The organism is Roseibium sp. RP-7 (genome assembly GCF_053005225.1).
Window position 1 is genome coordinate 1444196 of record NZ_JBRKQA010000002.1, and the last position, 19429, is coordinate 1463624.

Here is a 19429-nt window from a genome sequence, read left to right on the forward strand (position 1 = left end):
CCTGAGATTGCCGTCTTATGCGGCGATGAGAATGTGGCTTTCTGCTAGCTGTTCTGCGAATTCGACGCCGCAGCCTGCTCCTGTCTGGCGCACGACCTTGCCATGCAGCACGGTGCCATCCAGGAATTCCAGCGTCATGCGCTCGCCAATCGGCAGGTCAGTCATATCCAGGATCTGCGCACCGGTGACGCTGACGTCGATCAGCTGCGCGGTGCGCTTGCGACCGTCCGCAAAGGTGATGGCAACATCCTCGGAAATCGCTTTGCGCACCGAACGTCTCCGGTCCTCGACGTCCTTCGTGACGTCCGCCAGGAACTTCTCGACCTCGCGGGCAAGGCTGTCACTTGCCTCCGAAACCAGATCGGACGCGGTGTTGACCGATCCGGCTTCCGTCGACGTTTGTTCAACTGCACCGGAAACAGACGACATGCTGCTGGCTGCATTGCCTGTGCTGTCGCTGGCAGAACGAGCCGAGCGCGCAATTTCCTGGTTTGCCGCCCGCTGTTCCTCGATAGCCCCTGCCACGGAACTGGTCAGGTTCTTGATGTCGGACACCTTCTCGGCAATGTGCTCGATGGCACCCGCTGCATCGCGAACCGAGGACTGGATGCCTGAAATCCGGCCGGAAATCTCGTCCGTCGCCTTGGAGGTCTGCTCTGCAAGCTGTTTGACTTCCGATGCCACGACCGCAAAACCGCGACCGGCTTCACCCGCACGGGCAGCCTCGATGGTGGCATTGAGCGCCAGAAGGTTGGTCTGCTCTGCGATATCGCGAATGAGATTGACCACGCTGCCGATATGTTCGGCAGCTTCCGACAGCGTCTGAACGTTGCGGTTGGTCTGTTCCGCCGCTTCCACGGTCTCCAGAACGATGCGGGTGGTGGCTTCGGTCTGATTGGCGATTTCCTGAACCGTGGCCGTCATTTCTTCTGTTGCGGCGGCAACGGCGGCAACGTTTTCAGAAGCGCTGATGGAGGCGTGACCTGCCTGATCGGATTCAGACTTCGCATTTGATGCCAGGTCTTCCAGCGTTGAAGCTGCCCCCCGCATCCGTTCCATCTGGTCGGACACGGTTGCCAGGCGATCAGTCATGATCGACTTGAAGTCCGTGATCACCCCTTCCAGGAAAGCCTGGCGCTGGCGTTCCCTGTCACGTTCGTTGCGGGCCTGATCTTCAAGATGACGGCGCTGAATGGCATTTTCCTTGAAGATAGCCACAGCCTTGAACATGTCGCCGATCTCGTCGCCACGTTCGGAACCGTCTGTCTCTACGCGCGTGTCCCCATCGGCAAGCCGGTTCATGGCGGAAACCACCATGTTGATCGGCTTTGTTACGGAGCGAGCTGCAAAGAAGCCAAGGGCAGCGGCAATCGCAAGCAAGGCGAGCCCGGCGAGGACCATCCGGTTGCGCATATCTGTCAGCGGGGTAACGGCTTCTGCATAAGGCTGCATGGCGACGATGGCGAAGTTCTTGCCCTGGTAGGTGAACTTCTCCGCTTCAACGTCCATCAGTTCGTCACCAAAGTAGGTAGACATGCCGAAGGCGCTGCCTTCCGCGAAGGCCTTGTCGATGACGGGCCCACTCAGTTCCGTAGCCAGAATATCGTTCTTGTCGGCAGTGAGCGGCGTGTCATTGCGCATCATGCGATCTTCGCCGATCAAAGCCAATTCACCGGTTTCTCCAAGCCCGAGACCGCTACTCATGAGGGAATTGATCTTGTCGATCGGCATCTGGAAGGCCACTACGCCAACCGTTTCTCCATTCACGTGAATGGGGTGCGCCATGAAGCTGGCGGGGGCGTCGAAGCTCGGTTTATAGGCGGCAAAATCCTCAAAGGCGACTTCGTCCTCGGCGGTGATCGCCATCGCCTTGCGATAGACTTCGCCGAGGTCGGTATCCGCCCACTGGCCACCACCCTTTTCAAAATTCGTGGCGTAATCCAGTTCCTTGAAGACCGTGTAGACGAGGTTGCCCTTGGCGTCGAACAGGAACACGTCGTAATAGCCCTGGTCCTGCTGCAGTTTTCGGAACCAGGGGTGATACTTGGCGTGCACCTCGTCGTAAGCCGACCCGGTCTCGGCCCGGTCCAGCTTGTGTTTCTCGCCGGTCGGATGCGGGTTGCCGGTGATATAGGCAGCTTGCAGTTCTTCCTGCGGATTGCCGCCGTACATTTTCCAGAAATCCCAAACAGAGGCGAACTCCTGGACAGCGGCTGCTGTGCCAGGGTGCTCAGCCGTCAGAATGAGCTCGCGTTCGATCGCCTGCAGATAGGCGACTGTTTCCTTTTCGCCAGTCTCGGCAGCCGTCTGAAGGCGTTCCTTCGTCAGTTCTTTCACGATCACAGAAGACGTGAGGTAGCTTTCTACACCGACACCGATGCCAACCACCGCAGCGGCGCCCAAAACCAGCGCCGGAATCTTTTTCGACAGACGCATGCCTGAGAACATTCGTACCCCCCATCAGATGGCCCGTTCAGCCAACGATCAAAACCGAAGGTAGGGTAAGGACAAGGAGCGAATGAAAGCTTAATTTCATCGCATAAAGTTATTTTCAGGCAAATAATCGCGAAAGAATTCGGAGCCGCTCCTAAATCATACTGTCAATAATCGCAATATATTCTCTTGTGGGTTGAACGCCTCTTCTTGAAGCAATCAATCACCAGCCGAATCATACGCACTTACCCTTAGGCAGTTTCGAGACAGGCAACGAGGGCGCCACGGTGCTGGATCACCTTGCCGGCGAGACTTGCACCGGCATCAACGCTTGCCGGGACGTCGCCCCCCGAAAGATATTTCGCCAGAAATGCAGCGTTGAAGCTGTCGCCGGCCGCAGTCGTATCGACAATGTTCGAAACCGGCGCAGGCTGGAAAGCCTGCCGGGAACCGGCATCTGCGCAGATCACCTCTTCCGGCCCGTTCTTGACCACAACCATGCCTGCCCCTGCAGCCAGATAGCGGTCGGCGCTGACGTCTGGCGTTCCATCACCGAAATGGGCCAGCTCGTCCTCGAAGGACGGCATCAGGAAATCACAGCAGCCGGCAGCTTCCGTAACACTTGCCCGCATGGTGTCCGCGTCTTCCCAAAGACGCGGACGCAGGTTCGGGTCGAACGCCGTTTTGGCACCGGCTTTTCGCGCGGTTCTGAGTGCGTCCAGAAATTTTGCCCGGTCTTCCGGTGGAAGGATCGCAAGGGTAATCCCGCTAAAGTAGATCAACCCCGCACCACCAAGCGCAGATGCAAGATGTGTCCCGTCCGCGGCAAGACACCGGGCTGCCGATTGCGATCGCCAGTATGCGAAGCTGCGTTCGCCGTCCTTCAGTTGAATCATGTAGAGGCCGACCGTCCGGTCGTCCCGCTTCTGGATGGCAGCCGTCTCCAGGTCTGATCCTTTCAGGAAAGAAAGCATCTGCTCCGACACCTGATCGCGGCCAACCGCAGTGTAATAGCCAACGGTCCAGTCGGCAGGCAGGCATTTGCGCGCATACCAGGCGGTGTTGAGCGTATCGCCGGCAAACCCCATGGCATAGGTGCCCTCACCCGTTGGTGCCATCTCGACCATACATTCGCCAATGGCAAGGAATTTGAGTGACACGGCGGGGCTCCTCGATGCTCGGGGATCAGAAAAACTTAAGGCGAAAACCCCGCAGAAAACCGGGATTTAAATCCATTAGCATAAAAGCCCCTGCCTTAAAAAGTGGCACAAAGGTCTATGCGCCTTGCCAAAGCGGTTTGGCCGTCCGGACGATGGTCGTTCATCCCCGGTTTCTGCTGTTTCTCGGATTAATTTTATTTGATGCCGGCGCGCATGAAGCTTTGGACAAACTGCCTCTGGAACAGCAGAAAGGCGATCAGCAGCGGCCCGGAGGTCATCAGCGTCGCGGCATTGATGACCGACCACTCCACCCCGCTGTCGATCGCCGAGAAGATGCTGAGACCAACGGTAACCGGGCGGGTGTCCACCGAGTTGGTCACAATCAGCGGCCACAGGAAATTGTTCCAGTGGTGACTGACGGAAACGAGGCCGTAGGCAAGATAGGTCGGTTTGGCGAGCGGAATATAGACCCGCCACAACACGCCCAGAACCGAAGCACCCTCGATGCGTGCTGCCTCGTCCAGTTCCTTCGGGATGGTCATGAAGGTTTGCCGCAGCAGGAAGATGCCAAAGCCGGACGCGATGTAGGGCAGCGCGATGGCGGGGATGGTGTCCACCAGATTGAGCATGCGCATGGTCTGATAGTTTTCCACCATCAGGATGTCCGGCATCACCAGAAGCTGCAGCAAGACAAGCGTGAAGAGGATATTGCGCCCGGGAAACTGGAACCTTGCGAAGGCAAAGGCAGCCAGCGTGCCGAGGAAAAACTGCCCGGCTAAGATCATCGAAACCAGCAGGAAGGTGTTCAGAAAGTAGCGGGCGAAGGGCGCCGCATCCCAGGCCTTTGCGAAATTGTCGAGTGTCAGCGGTGCAAGAAGCTCGAACCGTGCCTCATAGGCCGCCGGATGAAACGCGGTCCAGACGGCATAGGCCAGCGGCAGCACCCATAAGAGTGCCAATGCCCAGGCAGCGAAGGTGTTGAGCACCCTGTCGAAGGAAAAGCCGGCGCCGGTCATTTGTAATGCACCTTGCGGTCGAAGAAGAAGAACTGGCCGATGGCAAGCAGCGACAGAAGCACCAGAAGAGCGACGGTAAGCGTTGCGCCATAGGCGGTTTCCCAGAAGCGGAAGGCGACCTCGTAGATGTAGAACAGCAGCAGTGCCGAGGCGTTGTCCGGCCCGCCGTCCGTCAGAATGAAGATATGGTCCACCAGGCGGAAGGAATTGATGACCGCGTTGACGCAGACGAACAGGGTCGTCGGCATCAGGAGCGGAAAGGTGATCCGCCAGAAGATCGTCCAGCGCCCGGCGCCTTCGATCTGCGCGGCCTCCTTCAGCGTGACGGGAATTGCCTGCAGCGCCGCAAGGTAAAAGATCATGAAGAAGCCGGCTTCCTTCCAGACGGTGACCACGATGATGGCGTTGAGCGCGGTGTCCGGGTTGCCGAGATAGTTGCTGGCAGGCCAGCCAAACAGGGCACCGGTGATCTGGTCGACCAGGCCAAAGCCGGGCGTGTAGAAAAACATCCAGATGTTGGCGACGGCGATCAGAGGCAGAACGGTCGGCGTGAAATAGGCCATGCGCACGAAGCTTCTGCCAACCAGCCTGTCGTTGACCCAGAGCGCCATGACGATGGCCAGACCAACGGAGACCGGAATGGTGCCAAAGGCGAACCAGGCGTTGTTCCAGAGCACTTTCCAGAACACCGGGTCATCCAGCATGCGCTCATAATTGGATAGGCCGATGAACTTGGCCGGGCGGCGTCCGCGCGGGGTGGAAAAGAAGCTGTTCAGGAACGTCGTGACCGCGGGGATGTGGGTAAAGGCAAACAGGAACACCATCGCCGGCAGCAACAGCAGCCAGCCCTGGATCCAGTCGCGTTTCAAGGCAATGCCCCGCTTCATGGTCTAGGCCCCGATAAGGAGAAACACCCGACCTAAAGCAAATTGCGGTTAGGACGGTGAAAGGTCTGGGGAACGGGACGGAACACCGGAGTGGGACCCGGCGCTCCGCCCCGAATGGCGTTAGCGGTATTCGCTCAGGATCTCGTCGGCCTGCGCCTGAGCTTCCTTCAGCGCCGTTTCGGCATCCTTCTGGCCCGTGATGGCAGCAGCCAGTGCATCGTTGAAGATGCCCGTCACGCGCTGGTTCTGGTAGGTCGCCAGTTCAGCCTTGGCGAAGTCCAGCTGGTCGCGGGCAACCAGGACAGCCGGGAAATCAGCCGCATAGGCTTTCATCGTGTCGGTTTCCCAGGTTTCGGCGCGCGGAGCGACGTAACCGGTTGCGATGGTCCACTTCGCGGACTGTTCCGGAGCCGTGATCCACTGAACGAACTTGACGGCAGCCTTGTTCTGTTCGTCGGAAGCTCCCTTGAACAGGTAGAAGTTGCCACCGCCGGTCGGTGCGCCGCGCTGTGCCTTTTCCGGCAGCATGGCGACGCCGAACTTGAACGGAGCATTGTCACGAACGTTGGTGAGGTTGCCGGTGGAGGTCCACATCATGGCCGTCTGGCCTTCGAAAAAGGCTTTCGGCGTTGCGCCCCACTCGATGATGCCCGGAGCCATCACTTCGTGCTTGGTGCTGAGATCGACAAGATACTGCAGCGCCTCGACCACCTTGGGATCATCGAAGTTGGTCTTGTTGCCGTCGGCATTGGCCAGGATCGCGCCGTTTTCGATGGCAAGGCCCTGGAACAGCCAGTACGGGAAACCGGAAGACGGAATACGCACGCCCCACTGGGTGACATTGCCGCTGTCGTCTTTCTTCGTCAGCTTCTTGCCGAATTCGACCATTTCGTCCCAGGTTGCCGGAGCGACCTCCGGATCAAGCCCGGCCGCTTCGAAGGCTTCCTTGTTCCAGTAGAGCACCGGTGTGGAGCGCTGGAACGGAATGCCGTAGGTCTTGCCGCCGGTCTGGCTGTTTTCCATGAATGCCGGATAAAAGCCTTCGACCCATTTCTTGTCTTCGTCGCTGGTCAGATAGTCGTCGAAGGGCTGGATCAGGTCTTCATCGATCAGGGTGAACATGTCGGCAGACAGGATCACCGAAAGCTGGGGCGGGTTGCCACCGCGCGAAGCGGTGATCGCCTTGGCGACGGTGTCCTGGTAGGAACCGGCATAAACGGCGTCGATGGTAACGTCCGGGTTCTGCGCAACATAGGCGTCGGTCAGTTCCTGGATGGTGTCAGCAGCCTTGCCGCCAACGGCGACCGGAAAATAGAATTGCAAATCAACAGCCTGAGCGGAGGCCCAGGTGCTGAAGGTAAGCGCCGTTGCCGCAACGGCTTTCAGGAAAGTGGACTTCAACATCAGTTTACTTCCTAAGGTTCGAAAATCCGCAGGTCTGCGGTCGGTCTACGCGGGCGTGCGCAGCAGGTCAGGAGCGCAACAAGGCTCCGAACTCGGAAATGAGATCGTCCCGGCGGCGGCCGGTATCGGCGTCGAAAACATGAAGGTCGTCCGGCGAAAAGCCGAGCTGCACGGATTGGCCTGGCGTGAAGGCCCGGCTGGCCGGAAGGCGCACCTGAAAACCGGTGCCGGCAACTTCGCAATCGGCCAGCACATCCGCCCCAAGATACTCGACGGCACGAACAGACGCGTTGACCGGACCGCCCTCTTCCAGATGCATTGCCTCCGGGCGCAGGCCGAGCTTGAAGTCCGGCGCGGTGCACAGCTTCCTGAAGGCATTGGCCGGAAAGAGGTTCATTGGCGGGGTGCCGATGAAACGGGCGGCAAAGGGCGTTGCCGGTTTTTCGTAAAGATCCCGCGGGCTCGCCACCTGCTCCAGCCGGCCACCGTTCAAAAGCACCACCTGATCGGCCATGGTGATGGCCTCGACCTGATCATGCGTGACATAGACCATCGTGAAGCCGAGCTGCTGCTGCAGCGCGCGGATCTCCACCCGCATTTCATGGCGCAGCTTGGCGTCGAGATTGGACAGCGGCTCGTCCATCAGGCAAATCGGCTTTTCGCCGATGATTGCCCGCCCAAGCGCGACACGCTGCTGCTGACCGCCCGAAAGCTGACCCGGCTTGCGCTCCAGCAACTGGCCAAGGCCCAGAAGATCGGCAACCCGTGCAAGGCGGTGGTCCCGGTCGGCCCTGCCAACCCTGCGAACCTTCAGGCCGAAAACGATGTTCTCGCCAACGTTCAGATGCGGAAACAGCGCATAGGACTGGAACACCATGGCAAGATCACGCTTGGCCGACGGACGGCCGGTGACATCCTCTCCGCCGATCAGGATGCGTCCGCTGCTGACATTCTCGAGACCCGCAATCATGCGCAATGTCGTTGACTTGCCACAGCCGGACGGCCCCAGAAGTGCCGTGAAGGAGCCTGCCGGAATATCGATCGACAGACCATCGACGGCCACCGTCTCACCCCAGGTACGCGACACCGTTTCAAGGACGATCGGCTTGCCGGCGCCAGAGGGTTTTGCACCCGGGATATGCGGATCTGATGTCACGCCTCATCCCCGTCTTCGGCCACGAACACTTCCGTTTTTGTGCCTTCCAGCGATGCCAGGAAAACATCAGGCACCGGGCAATCGGTGAAGATCGCATCGACATCGCTGAGCTGACCGCCGCGCACATGGGCATTCCGGCCGAACTTGCTGTGATCGAGGACCAGATAGGACCGGCGGCAATTGGCGAGTATCGACTGGCGGGCCGCCACTTCGTCCTCGTGGAAATCCAGCAGCGTGCCGTCTTCATCGACACCTGCGACACCAAAAATGCCGATATCGACCTTGTAATTGGAGAAGAACGCCTGCGCTGCGGACCCCAGCACGTCGCGATCGCCATGACGCAGCCGCCCGCCGGTGATGGTCACCTGAAACGACGGATTGACCGAAGCCGTGAAGGCCACGTTCAGATTGTTCGTGAAAACCGCCAGTTTCTCGTGCCCAACCAGGGCCTGCATCACGATCTCCGGGGTCGTGCCGATGGAAAACGCGATCGACTGGTTGTTGCCGACATGGCCGGCCACCAGTTTCGCAATCAGCTGCTTTTCCGGAAGATTGAGGATCTGCCGGGTGGAATAATGAATGTTGGACGCCGGTGCTGGAGGCTCGACGCCGCCGTGGGTCCGGCGCAGGATCCCCAGTTCGCATAGACCGTTGACGTCCCTGCGAATTGTCTGCGTGGTCACCTCGAACCGGTCCGCCAGTTCCTCGACGGACGCAAATCCTGCCTTTTGTACCAGATCCGCGATTTCGGCCTGACGCTTTGAAATGTCTATTTGCCCAAGCATGTTCTTCTGATCCGCCATCGTCCCCTCTCCTCCTGCAGATGCAGAAGGCCAGTTGCTCCAAAGGCATCATGTTGACTCGAAAAAGCCTGACTTCGAAGCCCGTTAAAACATTTTCATATGAACCTTATTCGACGCTCATATGAAAATGATGTGACAATAGGGGATAGCGGGCAGCCCAGGAACACAGGACGCGACAGCGTCCTCAGATTTCAGGACGCCATTTTTCTATCTGTAATTGCCCGGGCGTTTCACGAGGCTGCCAGGCCGATGACCCGGCAGGGAATAACCCTGCGGTTCGATGACAAGACGCTACCGAAGAAGAGACAAGACGGCGCAAAAGTAGAAGAGTTGAATTCAATCGTCGAAGTTATGTAATAAAATAACAAATCTGTTTCGTCATCCAACTGTCAATCAGATGTCATGCAGCGTTTTTAAGTAGCTCCCGGGATGCACCCTCACCTCCGGGAGATATCATGAAAACGATCGTTTGCACTTCGCTGGCGCTGGCCCTGACCGGCTCCGTCGCCTTTGCTCAGGACGCCCTGCCGCAAGCCTCCAGCCAGTGGTACAAGGATGGCGAAGCCGCCATTCAGGCCATTTTGGACCGTCAGCCGAACACCAACCGCGCCAAGAACGTGATCCTGCTGATCGCAGACGGCAACGGTGTCGGCACCAACTACGCCACCCGCCTTTTCGACGGTCAGCAGAAAGGCATGCTGGGCGAGGAAAACGTTCTCCCGTACGAAACTCCGGAGTTCTACAGCGCCCTGGTCAAGACCTACAACATCAACGCCCAGACGCCGGACTCCGCTCCGACCGCCGGCTCGATGAACACGGGCGTGAAGCAGCGCTTCAACCTGATCAACCTCGGCGAAGAAGCCATCCATGACGATTGCTCCACCGTCGAAGGCAACCAGCTTGCCCTGTTCTCCGAAATGATGACCGAAGCCGGCAAGTCCGTCGGCGTCATCTCCACCGCCCGCCTGACCCACGCAACTCCGGCTGCCGTCTACGCCAAGACCGCGAACCGCAACTGGGAAGACGCCGTACCGGAAGGCTGCACCGCACAGAAGGACATCGCGACCCAGCTGATCGACGCCATGGAAGCCGGCACCGTTGATTTCGCAATGGGCGGCGGTGGCCGTTACTTCCTGCCGAAGGACAAGGAAATGGGTGGGCTGAAGGGCCGCCGCGAAGACAATGTCGACCTGGTTGAGCGTGCAACCGGGCTGGGCGCACAGTTCGCATCCGACACCGCCGGTTTCCAGTCGCTGAAGCTTGACGGCTCCAGCCCAGTCCTGGCCCTGTTCAACAACAGCCACATGGAATATGAGGCCGACCGCGCCGACAATGACGAGCCGTCCCTGGCCGACATGACCAAGGCAGCCATCGAGTATCTGTCCAAGAACGAAGGCGGCTACTACCTGGAAATCGAAGCCGGCCGCGTCGACCACGCCAACCATGACGGCAATGCGGCCCGCGCCATGCGCGACGGTGTTGCCTTTGCAGAAGCCGTTGCCATTGCTGACGAGCTGACCAACGATGAAGACACGCTGATCATCGTCACGGCCGACCACGAACACGCAATCGCCTTCAACGGCTATTGCGGCCGCGGCTCGGCCATCCTCGGTCTTTGCTACGACGTTGCCCAGGTTGGCATCAAGCATTCCGACAAGGTTCTGACCGCGGATGACGGCAAGCCGTACACCGTGATCGGTTACCTGAACGGCACAGGCTCGGTTCTGAAGAAGGGCGAAGGCGAAAACGACTACACCGGCTCGCGCCCGGACCTGGACCAGGAAACGGCCACCGATCTGGACTACGTCCAGCAGGCGCTGATCCCCAAGTCCTCCGAAACCCATTCGGGTGAAGATGTCGCGGTGTATGCGAAGGGCCCGTGGGCACACCTGGTTGATGGCACCATCGAGCAGAACGTGATCTTCCACGTCATGAACCACGCTGTGAACGCCCAATAAGCCTTCAGTCAGCGTCCAACTAGCGCTCAGCGGGATCCCTGGTCGAAAACCGGCCAGGGATCCTGAAGGCCTGCCGCCCGGCAGGCCTTTGCCTGTTTGTCATATTAGCCGGATAAGTTAGGAGCATGAATTGGCCAGAACCAGCGATGTCATGAACCGCAGACAGCTCATCGTCGGGCTCGGTCTCGCTCCGTTTGCCGGGCATCTGCTAAAGGGCACAGCCAGTGCGGCGGACGCCCCCCTCAAGTTGCGCACGCTTTACAACAAGGACCGGAGCTTTTCCGACCTCGCCCATTCACTGGAAGGCACCAGGGTGTCGGTCGGTGGCTACATGGCCCCACCCCTGAAGGCCGACAGCCAGTTCTTCGTGCTCACCAAGATACCGATGGCAGTTTGCCCGTTCTGTGAAACCGAGGCGGAATGGCCGCGGGACATTCTCGCCATCTACACCAAGCGCATTGTCGATGTGGTCGCCTTCAACAGCAAGATCGTGACAAGGGGCGTTCTGGAGCTGGGAACCTTCAAGGATCCAGAGACCGGGTTCGTCAGCCGGGCAAGACTGGTCGATGCTGTCTATGAACGCAGCTGACAACTCCTCATGAATCTTGCTCTTCAAGTCGACGATCTCCGCGTCAGGGCACCCGGTGGCCGGGTGCTGCTGTCTTGCGATCACTTTGAAGCAACACCAGGCGCAACCATCGGCCTGCGTGGCCCGTCAGGTGCCGGGAAATCGACCTTTCTCTACGCGCTCGCCGGACTGCACCCGGCCATGACAGGTCATATCCGCTGGGGTGCAACCGATCTGGTGCAGCTGAACGATACCGCCCGCGCCGCGTTCCGCCGCAGCCATGTCGGGCTGATCTTCCAGGACTTCCTGCTGTTCGAGGAACTGAGTGCGCTTGGCAACGCCTCCCTTGCAACAGCGTTCAACCCGGCAGAAAAGCGCCGGGCGATCACCGACACCGCACGGGATTTTCTCAAGAGCCTCAAGGTGCCGGCAGAGGCGCGGACCGTAGACAGTTTTTCCGGAGGCGAACGCCAACGCACTGCGATTGCCCGCGCGCTGGCCCACGACCCCGCGATCATTCTCGCGGACGAACCGACGGCAAGCCTCGACCGCAGGACAGCCGATGCCCTGATCGAAGACCTGATCAGCCTGACGCGCGCGCGGAACAAGACGCTGATCGCCGTCAGCCACGACCAACATCTGCTGGACCGGATGGATAGGGTCATCGAAGTGACGGACGGCCACCTGCAGACGGAGGCCGCCGGTGCCTGACTTTGTCGCAGACCGCTGGCAGGACCTTTCGCCACTTGCCCAGGACACGCTGTGGCTCGTGCTGCTTCTGTTGCCTGCCGTGATAACCGGCCTGATCGTGATCTGGGGCTTCCGGCCACAGGCACTGGTCGGAGCACTGCTCTGGCGCTTCCGCTGGACCAATCTGACCTTCGTTGCCCTGATCGCCATTTCCATCGGTATCGGCGTTGGCCTGATAGCCCAGGAACGCGGCCTCAGAAAGGGCACCGCACGGGCAGCGGAAAAGTTCGATCTGATCGTCGCTGCCCCCGGCAGCGAAATCACGATGATGTTTGCTGCCGTCTATCTGCAACCGAGCGACGTGCCGCTTCTGGGAGGCGAGATCTACAACGAGATTGCCACCCATGACGACGTCGACCTTGCCGCCCCGATTGCCTTCGGCGACAGCTACCTGTCGTCACCTGTTGTCGGCACCACGCCGCAGTTCGTCACGCATCTGGCAGGGAGCCTCGCCGAAGGCAGGCTCTTTGCCGGCAGCGGGGAAGCGGTTGCCGGCTCGCGGGTCGACCTGAAGCTTGGCGAGACATTCGAACCCGCGCACGGCATTGGTGACAGCGCGGAAGAAGATGCCCACGCCGGCCACGCGCTCACCATCGTCGGCAGGATGCCGCCCACCGGCAGCCCGTGGGACAAGGCCATTCTCGTTCCGGTGGAAAGCGTCTGGGAGGTGCATGGGCTGACCAATGGCCATGGCCCGGAACGACAGACACAGATCGGCCCGCCGTTTGACGCCGATTATTTCCCGGGAACACCGGCGATACTCGTTCATGCCAACGAGCTCTGGGCGAATTACGCCCTGCGGTCCGAGTTCACCCGCACCGACACCATGGCGTTCTTCCCCGGCGCGGTGCTTGCGCAACTTCATGCACTCATGGGGGACATCCGCCAGATCATGTCGGTGATGGCGGTGCTGACCCAGGTGCTGGTGACCGCTGGCGTCCTGACGGGGCTGATAGCCCTTGCCCGGCTGTTCGCCAGGCGTCTGGCACTCCTGCGGGCTCTCGGGGCACCGGGACGCTTCGTCTTTGCCGTGGTCTGGTCTTATGCCGCCACCCTGATTGTCCTGGGCTCGGCTGCCGGGCTGGGCGTCGGTTGGATCGCGGTCGATGTCATCTCCTCAATCGTCACCGCCCAAACGGACATTCTGGTGACGGCAACGCTCGACTGGCCGGAGTTTCACCTCATCGCCGGTTTCGTCAGTCTGACGGTGCTGCTCGCGCTTTTGCCCGCCTTCATGGCAATGTCACGTAATATCATTACTGATTTGCGCGCCTGACCTGAAGCCCGAAGGATCTTCCCGATATGCGCGCCCTTGCCGTCCTGTTGCCGCTGCTGCTCTGCCTGCCACACTCTGCTTTGGCGTCCGGCACACATACTGCCTCCGAAACAGGGCATGGCGATGCAGAAGCACACGAAACGCATGACGAAGCCGAACATCATCATGATGAGGATGAAGGCAGCCACGAAGGCACGTCTGAAGGCGTGCGTGCTGTCCACGCCTGGATCCGCGAGACTTCGGCCAACTCCGCGCTGCTTTTCGTCAACATCGAGAACACCTCCGGACGGCAGGTAAAGCTGGTTGGCGGTCACACCGAGATCGCCTCGAAGGTCGAACTGGTCGGCTTTGCCTTGAAGGACGGTGAAACCGGCTACGATCCCCTGCCGCCCGTTCCGATCCAGCCGGGCAAGTCCCTCGTTCTTGCTCCCAACGCCCTGGCCCTGCGCCTCGGCGGCCTTACCCGCCCTTTCCGGGAAGGAGAGGATTTCGAAATCGAGATCGAATTCGATTTCGGCCATATCGAGATGCAGGCCCAGGTCGAATCCATCAATGCTAGCCGGCACAGCCACGCCGGGCATCAGCATTAGATCTGCCGGGATAAGAGACAGGGATTCAGTGGGGTTGGTATCCCAAGCTTCAGTCGATGAATACCCCCACCCCTACCCGTCCCCACAACGGGGAGGGGGATCAGTCCGTGCAGATTGAAAAGATCTCACTTGTCTGCCCGAATACCTGAAAAGGGATAGCGGGTTTCAGCGCACCTACATGTTAGCGCGGTAAAGCATTAGTCACCCTCCCCCTTGAGAGGAAGGGTTTGCGGTGGGCGTCAGCAGCCATGCACCCCTTCGCTACCCTGCCGGGAATATCACCTGTACAGGAACGACCGCCCCTCGCCATCGAACAGATGCAGCTTTTCCGGCGGGGCCGTCAGGCGCAGTTCCGTGCCCTTTTCGACCTTGTAGATACCCGGGATCTTGGCAATGAAAGCATCGTGGCCTTCTCTCGGCGCGAAATAGAGCACTGTTGTCTCGCCGAGGGCTTCCACGATTTCGACATTCGCCGCGACCAGATAATCGTCACCTTCGGTAACGCTGAGATCTTCCGGACGCACGCCCAGCTTGACGCGCGCACCCTTGTCGCTGTCTAGCGAGGCAATCGGTACGTCCGCATGACCGCCATCAGACATCTGGACGGATGTCATCTGGCCGGTCGCCGTCACCTTGGCATCGACAAGGTTCATTGCCGGAGAGCCGATGAACTGGGCAACGAACGTGTTTGCGGGACGCTCGTAAAGGTCCAGCGGCGCACCGAATTGCTCCACGTCTCCACCATGCAGCACGACAATCCGGGTCGCGAGGGTCATCGCTTCCACCTGGTCGTGAGTGACGTAGATCATGGTGCTTTCCGGCATGCTCTCCTTCAGCTGTGCGATCTCGATCCGGGTGGCAACACGCAAGGCGGCATCAAGGTTCGACAGCGGTTCGTCGAACAGGAATACCTTGGGATCCCGCACGATCGAGCGGCCGATGGCAACGCGCTGGCGTTGACCGCCGGACAGTGCTTTGGGCAAACGGTCGAGATAGGCGGTGAGCTGCAGCCTGTCCGCAGCCGCCCGTACGGCCTTGTCGATTTCGTCGCGCGACTTGCCCGCCAGCTTCAGGGCGAAGGCCATGTTGTCGTAGACCGTCATATGCGGATAAAGCGCATAGGACTGGAACACCATGGCAATGCCGCGCTGTGCCGGCGGCACGTCGTTGACGACCACACCGTCGATCTCCAGCGTTCCGCCGCTGATCTTTTCAAGTCCTGCGATCATCCGCAGCAATGTCGACTTTCCGCACCCGGACGGACCGACGAAAACGATCAGCTCGCCTGCGTTGATCTCCATGTTGATGTTGCGCAGAACTTCGACCGATCCATAGGACTTGCTGACATTCTTCAAGGACAACGATGTCATGCCGGCTGCTCCCGATTGTTGATTTTGTTCATGTTATTTCACCGACCCGGCCAACAGGCCGCGCACGAGGTAGCGCTGCATCGCGAAGAACACGAAGAGCGGCACTGCGATGGACACAAAGGCCGCCGTCGCGAGAATTTCCCAGTTGCCGCCACGCGTTCCCAGGAGTTCGACGATCTGGTTGGTCATCACCGTGGTCGAGCCTGTGGCATCGATCAGGAACACCTTGGCCACCAGCAGATCGTTCCAGGTCCACAGGAACTGGAAGATGGCGAAGGACGCCAGGGCCGGAAAGCTGAGCGGCAGGATGATGCGGGTGAAGATTTGGAAATCCGTCGCCCCGTCCACCTTGGCATTCTCGATGATGTCCCGCGGCAATCCGACCATGTAGTTCCTGAGCAGATAGACCGCGAGCGGCATGCCGAAGGCCGTATGGGCCAACCAGACCCCCATGTAGCCCTTGCCGATACCGACGGCGAGATGGAGCCGCAGCAGCGGAATGAGCGCCAGTTGCAACGGCACGACGAGCAGCGCCACGACGGCGGCGATCAAGAGGGCGCGGCCGGGAAATTCCATCCAGGCAAGCGCATAGGCTGCGAACGCCGCAATGACGATCGGGATGATCGTCGCCGGAATGGTGACCGTCAGCGTGTTGAAGAACGCCTTGCCCATGTTGTCCTGTCCGGTGCCGGAAAAGAGGATGGTCTGGTAGTTTTCCAGCGTGAATTCCGGCGGCACGGTCGCGGTCACGAAAACACGCTGGCCACGGCCGGAGATCTGCTTGTCATTGCCCTTCCAGACATAGGACCCGTCGGCCTGGAGCGTCAGGCTTTCGCCATCGCCCATATCCGCCGTTTCGCCCGGCTGGTAAGCAGACACGTCTCTGGACGAGACGCCCCACGAGCGGATCTCGCGCGGCTCGCCTTCGAAGATGTTGCCGGACACGGTGAAAAGGTCTCCATCGGCAACACGGGTCTCGTCCGGATCCGAAGTCCGGTAGACCTCGTTCTGTTCGGCCGGAAACAGCGCCGCCCACCAGCCCGAGCTGGAGATCTGGTCCGCTGTCCGGAAGGACGAGACGAAAAGCCCGACGGTCGGAAACAGCCACAACAGAACGAGCGCTGCGACGGAGATCTGAACGGCCCAGGTCAGGCCGGATTTTTTCCCAGCAATACTGGCCATCACTTCATCTCCTTCCGGGCGTTGTAAACGTTCCAGACGAGGATCGGCGTGACGAGCAGCATGATGATGATGGCACTCGCCGACCCCACTCCCCAATCGTTGGCACGGAAAAGCTTGTCGTACATGTAGTTGGCCAGAACCTGCGTCTCCCACTGGCCGTTGGTCATCGCGAAGACGATGTCGAACACCTTGAGCACGGTGAGCGTGATCGTGGTCCAGACCACCACGATGGTCCCCATGATCTGCGGCACCTTGATCTTGAAGAAGATCTGGAACGGATTGGCACCGTCAACGATCGCAGCTTCCACGGTTTCCTCCGGAATGCCGCGCAGGGCCGCGGACAGGATCACCATGGCAAAACCGGTCTGGATCCAGATCAGCACCACCATCAGGAAGAAGTTGTTCCACAGCGGCAAGGTCAGCCAGGTCTGCGGTTCGCCGTAGGGCACTTCGGCAATCCAGACACCGAGCGCGGAACACAGCGAAATCCAGATCAGCCAGATCCCGCCAACGGCGACCAGAAGGCGCAGGGGCAGAAGCCAGATCGACTTGTCCTCCCCCCGGGCGACAATGCCGCGCACGAAGGTCCAGGCCACATAGGCAACAACAACAGCGAACGCCAGCAGGAGAAGGGTCGGCAGAAGCTGAAGAAAGACAACGGAGCCGATGCCACCGTCAAACTTCAGCCAGATCGCGTTCAGAACGCCGATCTGGTTCTGATCGGCGGCGCGGGTATCGTAGATCAGCTTGAAGATGACCGATGCGCCAACGAAAGAGATTGCCATCGGCATGAAGATCAGCGACTTGGCGAAGTTGCCCCACCTGATCCGGTCCGTGAGCTGGGCGACCAGCAGCCCGAAAGCCGTCGAGGCAGCCGGCACGACAATCAGCCACAGCATGTTGTTGCGCACCGCTTCCCAGAACTTCGCCTCGTTCATCATCTGGCGATAGTTGGCAAGGCCGACAAAAGCCCCTCCCTGGGAGCGGTCTGTCAGCGACAGCCGCAAGGTCTCGAAGACCGGATAGGCAAGATACAGCGTCAGCGCGAACAAGGCCGGGAACAGGAACAGCCAGGGCCGGATCATGTTGGCCCGGTTGATGTTCTTTCCTGCATTGGGGCCGCGCGCCGGAAACAGGACCTTGTCGAGAAAGACATTCGAAAAGAAGAAATAGGCAAGGCAGGCTCCAACGCCAACGACGATGGTAAAGAGCCCTAACAGTGCCGGATTGTCCGATAGCATGGCCGTTCCCTCCCATTATTGATTATGGGGAGGCACCCGGAAGACCGGGGGCTTCCTGCGTTTAGGAACTTTGTTTCTTGGACGTTTTCGCCGATCCGTCAGAAGAACGGCCAGCCTCCCTGGGGAGACCGGCCGCCTGAAGGATTACTTGAGGGCGTCCCAGCTTTTCTGGATTTCCTCGGCGACGGCTTTTGCGTCCTTGCCGCCGGTATAGTCGACCATTCCGGTCCAGAACGTGCCCGCGCCAACGGCACCCGGCATCAGGTCGGAGCCATCGAAACGGAAGGTGCTGGCATTGACCAGGATCTCGCCCTGACCGCGCAGCGTGTCGTCCTTGTAGGCTGCCGGGTTGGCACCCTTGTGAGGCGTGAGGAAGCCAGTCTGGGCCATCATCACTTCATGCGAGAGCGGCAGTTCGAAGAACTTCATCAGTTCGTTGGTCGCGTCGGACGGATTGGTGATCGCCATCAGCGTACCACCACCGAGAACCGGGCTGCCGAGATCCTTTTCCGCGTAGGCCGGGAAGTAGAAGAAGTCGACATCGGTGCCGAACTCGACGCCATCCGGGAAGAAGGCCGGCACGAAGGATGCCTGGCGGTGCAGGTAGCACTGCGGCGGTGAGGAGAAGAGACCCTTCGGGCTGTCACGGAAATCGGTGGAAGCAACGGCTCCCGCACCGCCCGCGACCTTGGCATCGTCGCGTGCGAACCAGCCGAATTCCTCGATCGCGGCAACGACACGCTCGTCGTCAAAGGGGATCTCGTTGGTGGTCCACTGGTCGTAGACGTCAGCCGGCTGCGTGCGCAGCATCAGATCCTCGACCCAGTCGGTTGCCGGCCAGCCCGTGGCAGCACCTGAACCCAGACCGATACACCAGGGTGTTTCGCCATCGGCAACGATCTGCTCAGTCAGCGCCTTCAGCTCTTCCATGGTCGTCGGCACTTCATAGCCGGCGTCCTCGAAGTTTTCCGGCACGTACCAGACAAGGCTCTTGACGTTGACGTTGTAGAAGAAGCCGAACAGCTGATCCTGGCCGTCGGCATCCTTGTAGGTGCCGAGGTTCACCCAGCTTTCGCCGGCCCCGTAGTTGTTGGCGACCCAGTCAGCCATGCCTTCCGGGAGCGGCTTCAGCAGGCCGCGCGCAGCCATGTCGGCGGCAAGGCCCGGCTGCGGGAAGACAGCGATATTCGGTGCGGCGCCGGCTTCGGCATCAATCACGATCTGCTGTTCGAAGGAATCCGAACCGGTGTAAATGACTTCAGCGCCGGTAGCTTCGGTGAAATAGGCTAGCACGTTGCGGAAATAGCCGTCTTCCGGCTGCAGCCACGGGCCGGCGATCGTCACGGTCTGCCCCTTCAGGTCAGGCGCGCTCTCAGCCCATGCGTTGTAGCTGTCCCAGTTGAACGGGCCTTCGCCCGGAGCGAATTTCAGGTCAGCCGCGGATGCAGAGCCCGCGCCAAGCCCGATGGCAAGCGCCAGACCTGCCGTGCAGGCTTTCAAACGTAGTTTCATATCTGTCCTCCCAGATTGTCCCTATGCTGGAACACTCCACCCAAGGTGGCATACCTCGCCACCTTGCAGCAATACCTACCCGTTTTTCCAGGTCGGCAATTCTACCAGAACCCTTTATCCAAA

At 59.9% G+C, this 19429-nt stretch carries 16 protein-coding genes; 5 read left to right on the top strand and 11 right to left on the bottom strand.

Translation table 11 applies throughout. From position 1 onward, the window contains the following. Nucleotides 1–15: 15 nt before the first annotated feature. The 7 genes from ACVDG9_RS21290 to ACVDG9_RS21320 all read right to left on the bottom strand — a co-directional run bounded on the left by ACVDG9_RS21290 (nt 16) and on the right by ACVDG9_RS21320 (nt 8859). A complete protein-coding gene (locus ACVDG9_RS21290) occupies nt 16–2448 on the bottom strand; it encodes a methyl-accepting chemotaxis protein (protein ID WP_447238910.1) in 2433 nt (810 codons plus the stop codon). A 236-nt stretch (nt 2449–2684) separates the two neighbouring features. Beyond that, complete coding sequence (locus ACVDG9_RS21295; RefSeq protein WP_447238911.1) at nt 2685–3593, bottom strand: sugar kinase; 909 nt, start codon at nt 3591–3593, stop codon at nt 2685–2687. A gap of 194 nt (nt 3594–3787) precedes the next feature. Continuing rightward, nucleotides 3788–4609 (bottom strand): carbohydrate ABC transporter permease, encoded by an 822-nt coding sequence (locus tag ACVDG9_RS21300; RefSeq protein WP_075283661.1) that lies wholly within the window; start codon nt 4607–4609, stop codon nt 3788–3790. Beyond that, nucleotides 4606–5496 carry a carbohydrate ABC transporter permease gene (locus tag ACVDG9_RS21305; protein WP_447238912.1) on the bottom strand — a complete coding sequence of 297 codons (891 nt, stop codon included), beginning with the start codon at nt 5494–5496 and terminating at the stop codon, nt 4606–4608. Before ACVDG9_RS21305 ends, ACVDG9_RS21300 begins: the two co-directional genes overlap by 4 nt. A 120-nt stretch (nt 5497–5616) precedes the next feature. After that, a complete protein-coding gene (locus ACVDG9_RS21310; RefSeq protein ID WP_075283663.1) occupies nt 5617–6900 on the bottom strand; it encodes an ABC transporter substrate-binding protein in 1284 nt (427 codons plus the stop codon). Between the two features lie 67 nt (nt 6901–6967). Next, nucleotides 6968–8056, bottom strand: a complete 1089-nt coding sequence (locus tag ACVDG9_RS21315) for an ABC transporter ATP-binding protein (protein ID WP_447238913.1) — start codon at nt 8054–8056, stop codon at nt 6968–6970. Continuing rightward, complete coding sequence (locus ACVDG9_RS21320) at nt 8053–8859, bottom strand: DeoR/GlpR family DNA-binding transcription regulator (RefSeq protein WP_075283664.1); 807 nt, start codon at nt 8857–8859, stop codon at nt 8053–8055. Before ACVDG9_RS21320 ends, ACVDG9_RS21315 begins: the two co-directional genes overlap by 4 nt. 455 nt (nt 8860–9314) lie before the next feature. Between ACVDG9_RS21320 and ACVDG9_RS21325 the strand changes: the two genes are divergently transcribed. From ACVDG9_RS21325 to ACVDG9_RS21345, 5 genes are all read left to right on the top strand, one after another. After that, nucleotides 9315–10817, top strand: a complete 1503-nt coding sequence (locus ACVDG9_RS21325) for an alkaline phosphatase (RefSeq protein ID WP_075283666.1) — start codon at nt 9315–9317, stop codon at nt 10815–10817. A 130-nt stretch (nt 10818–10947) separates the two neighbouring features. Then, entirely contained in the window at nt 10948–11406 is a 459-nt protein-coding gene (locus ACVDG9_RS21330) for a hypothetical protein (protein WP_209009942.1), read from the top strand. Between the two features lie 9 nt (nt 11407–11415). Next, entirely contained in the window at nt 11416–12096 is a 681-nt protein-coding gene (locus ACVDG9_RS21335; RefSeq protein WP_447238914.1) for an ABC transporter ATP-binding protein, read from the top strand. Next, on the top strand, nt 12089–13411 hold the full coding sequence (locus ACVDG9_RS21340; RefSeq protein ID WP_447238915.1) for an FtsX-like permease family protein: 1323 nt from the start codon (nt 12089–12091) through the stop codon (nt 13409–13411). Before ACVDG9_RS21335 ends, ACVDG9_RS21340 begins: the two co-directional genes overlap by 8 nt. Nucleotides 13412–13437: 26 nt before the next feature. Next, nucleotides 13438–14001, top strand: a complete 564-nt coding sequence (locus tag ACVDG9_RS21345; protein ID WP_447238916.1) for a copper chaperone PCu(A)C — start codon at nt 13438–13440, stop codon at nt 13999–14001. A 278-nt stretch (nt 14002–14279) separates the two neighbouring features. Here the strand turns inward: ACVDG9_RS21345 and ACVDG9_RS21350 are convergent, their stop codons facing one another. The 4 genes from ACVDG9_RS21350 to ACVDG9_RS21365 all read right to left on the bottom strand — a co-directional run bounded on the left by ACVDG9_RS21350 (nt 14280) and on the right by ACVDG9_RS21365 (nt 19306). Continuing rightward, on the bottom strand, nt 14280–15371 hold the full coding sequence (locus ACVDG9_RS21350; protein ID WP_447238917.1) for an ABC transporter ATP-binding protein: 1092 nt from the start codon (nt 15369–15371) through the stop codon (nt 14280–14282). 33 nt (nt 15372–15404) lie between these two features. Then, nucleotides 15405–16553 carry a carbohydrate ABC transporter permease gene (locus ACVDG9_RS21355; RefSeq protein ID WP_075283674.1) on the bottom strand — a complete coding sequence of 383 codons (1149 nt, stop codon included), beginning with the start codon at nt 16551–16553 and terminating at the stop codon, nt 15405–15407. Further along, complete coding sequence (locus ACVDG9_RS21360) at nt 16553–17794, bottom strand: carbohydrate ABC transporter permease (protein WP_447238918.1); 1242 nt, start codon at nt 17792–17794, stop codon at nt 16553–16555. Before ACVDG9_RS21360 ends, ACVDG9_RS21355 begins: the two co-directional genes overlap by 1 nt. Nucleotides 17795–17938: 144 nt before the next feature. Further along, entirely contained in the window at nt 17939–19306 is a 1368-nt protein-coding gene (locus ACVDG9_RS21365) for an ABC transporter substrate-binding protein (RefSeq protein ID WP_023001179.1), read from the bottom strand. Between the last annotated feature and the right edge of the window lie 123 nt (nt 19307–19429).

Excerpts from the sequence above, each read along its gene's own strand:
- ACVDG9_RS21350 (WP_447238917.1), bottom strand. The coding sequence starts at position 15,371 with ATGACATCGTTGTCCTTGAAGAATGTCAGCAAGTCCTATGGATCGGTC.
- ACVDG9_RS21335 (WP_447238914.1), top strand. The coding sequence starts at position 11,416 with ATGAATCTTGCTCTTCAAGTCGACGATCTCCGCGTCAGGGCACCCGGT.
- ACVDG9_RS21305 (WP_447238912.1), bottom strand. The coding sequence starts at position 5,496 with ATGAAGCGGGGCATTGCCTTGAAACGCGACTGGATCCAGGGCTGGCTG.
- ACVDG9_RS21360 (WP_447238918.1), bottom strand. The coding sequence starts at position 17,794 with ATGCTATCGGACAATCCGGCACTGTTAGGGCTCTTTACCATCGTCGTT.
- ACVDG9_RS21310 (WP_075283663.1), bottom strand. The coding sequence starts at position 6,900 with ATGTTGAAGTCCACTTTCCTGAAAGCCGTTGCGGCAACGGCGCTTACC.
- ACVDG9_RS21355 (WP_075283674.1), bottom strand. The coding sequence starts at position 16,553 with ATGGCCAGTATTGCTGGGAAAAAATCCGGCCTGACCTGGGCCGTTCAG.
- ACVDG9_RS21325 (WP_075283666.1), top strand. The coding sequence starts at position 9,315 with ATGAAAACGATCGTTTGCACTTCGCTGGCGCTGGCCCTGACCGGCTCC.
- ACVDG9_RS21300 (WP_075283661.1), bottom strand. The coding sequence starts at position 4,609 with ATGACCGGCGCCGGCTTTTCCTTCGACAGGGTGCTCAACACCTTCGCT.
- ACVDG9_RS21365 (WP_023001179.1), bottom strand. The coding sequence starts at position 19,306 with ATGAAACTACGTTTGAAAGCCTGCACGGCAGGTCTGGCGCTTGCCATC.
- ACVDG9_RS21290 (WP_447238910.1), bottom strand. The coding sequence starts at position 2,448 with ATGTTCTCAGGCATGCGTCTGTCGAAAAAGATTCCGGCGCTGGTTTTG.
- ACVDG9_RS21320 (WP_075283664.1), bottom strand. The coding sequence starts at position 8,859 with ATGGCGGATCAGAAGAACATGCTTGGGCAAATAGACATTTCAAAGCGT.
- ACVDG9_RS21345 (WP_447238916.1), top strand. The coding sequence starts at position 13,438 with ATGCGCGCCCTTGCCGTCCTGTTGCCGCTGCTGCTCTGCCTGCCACAC.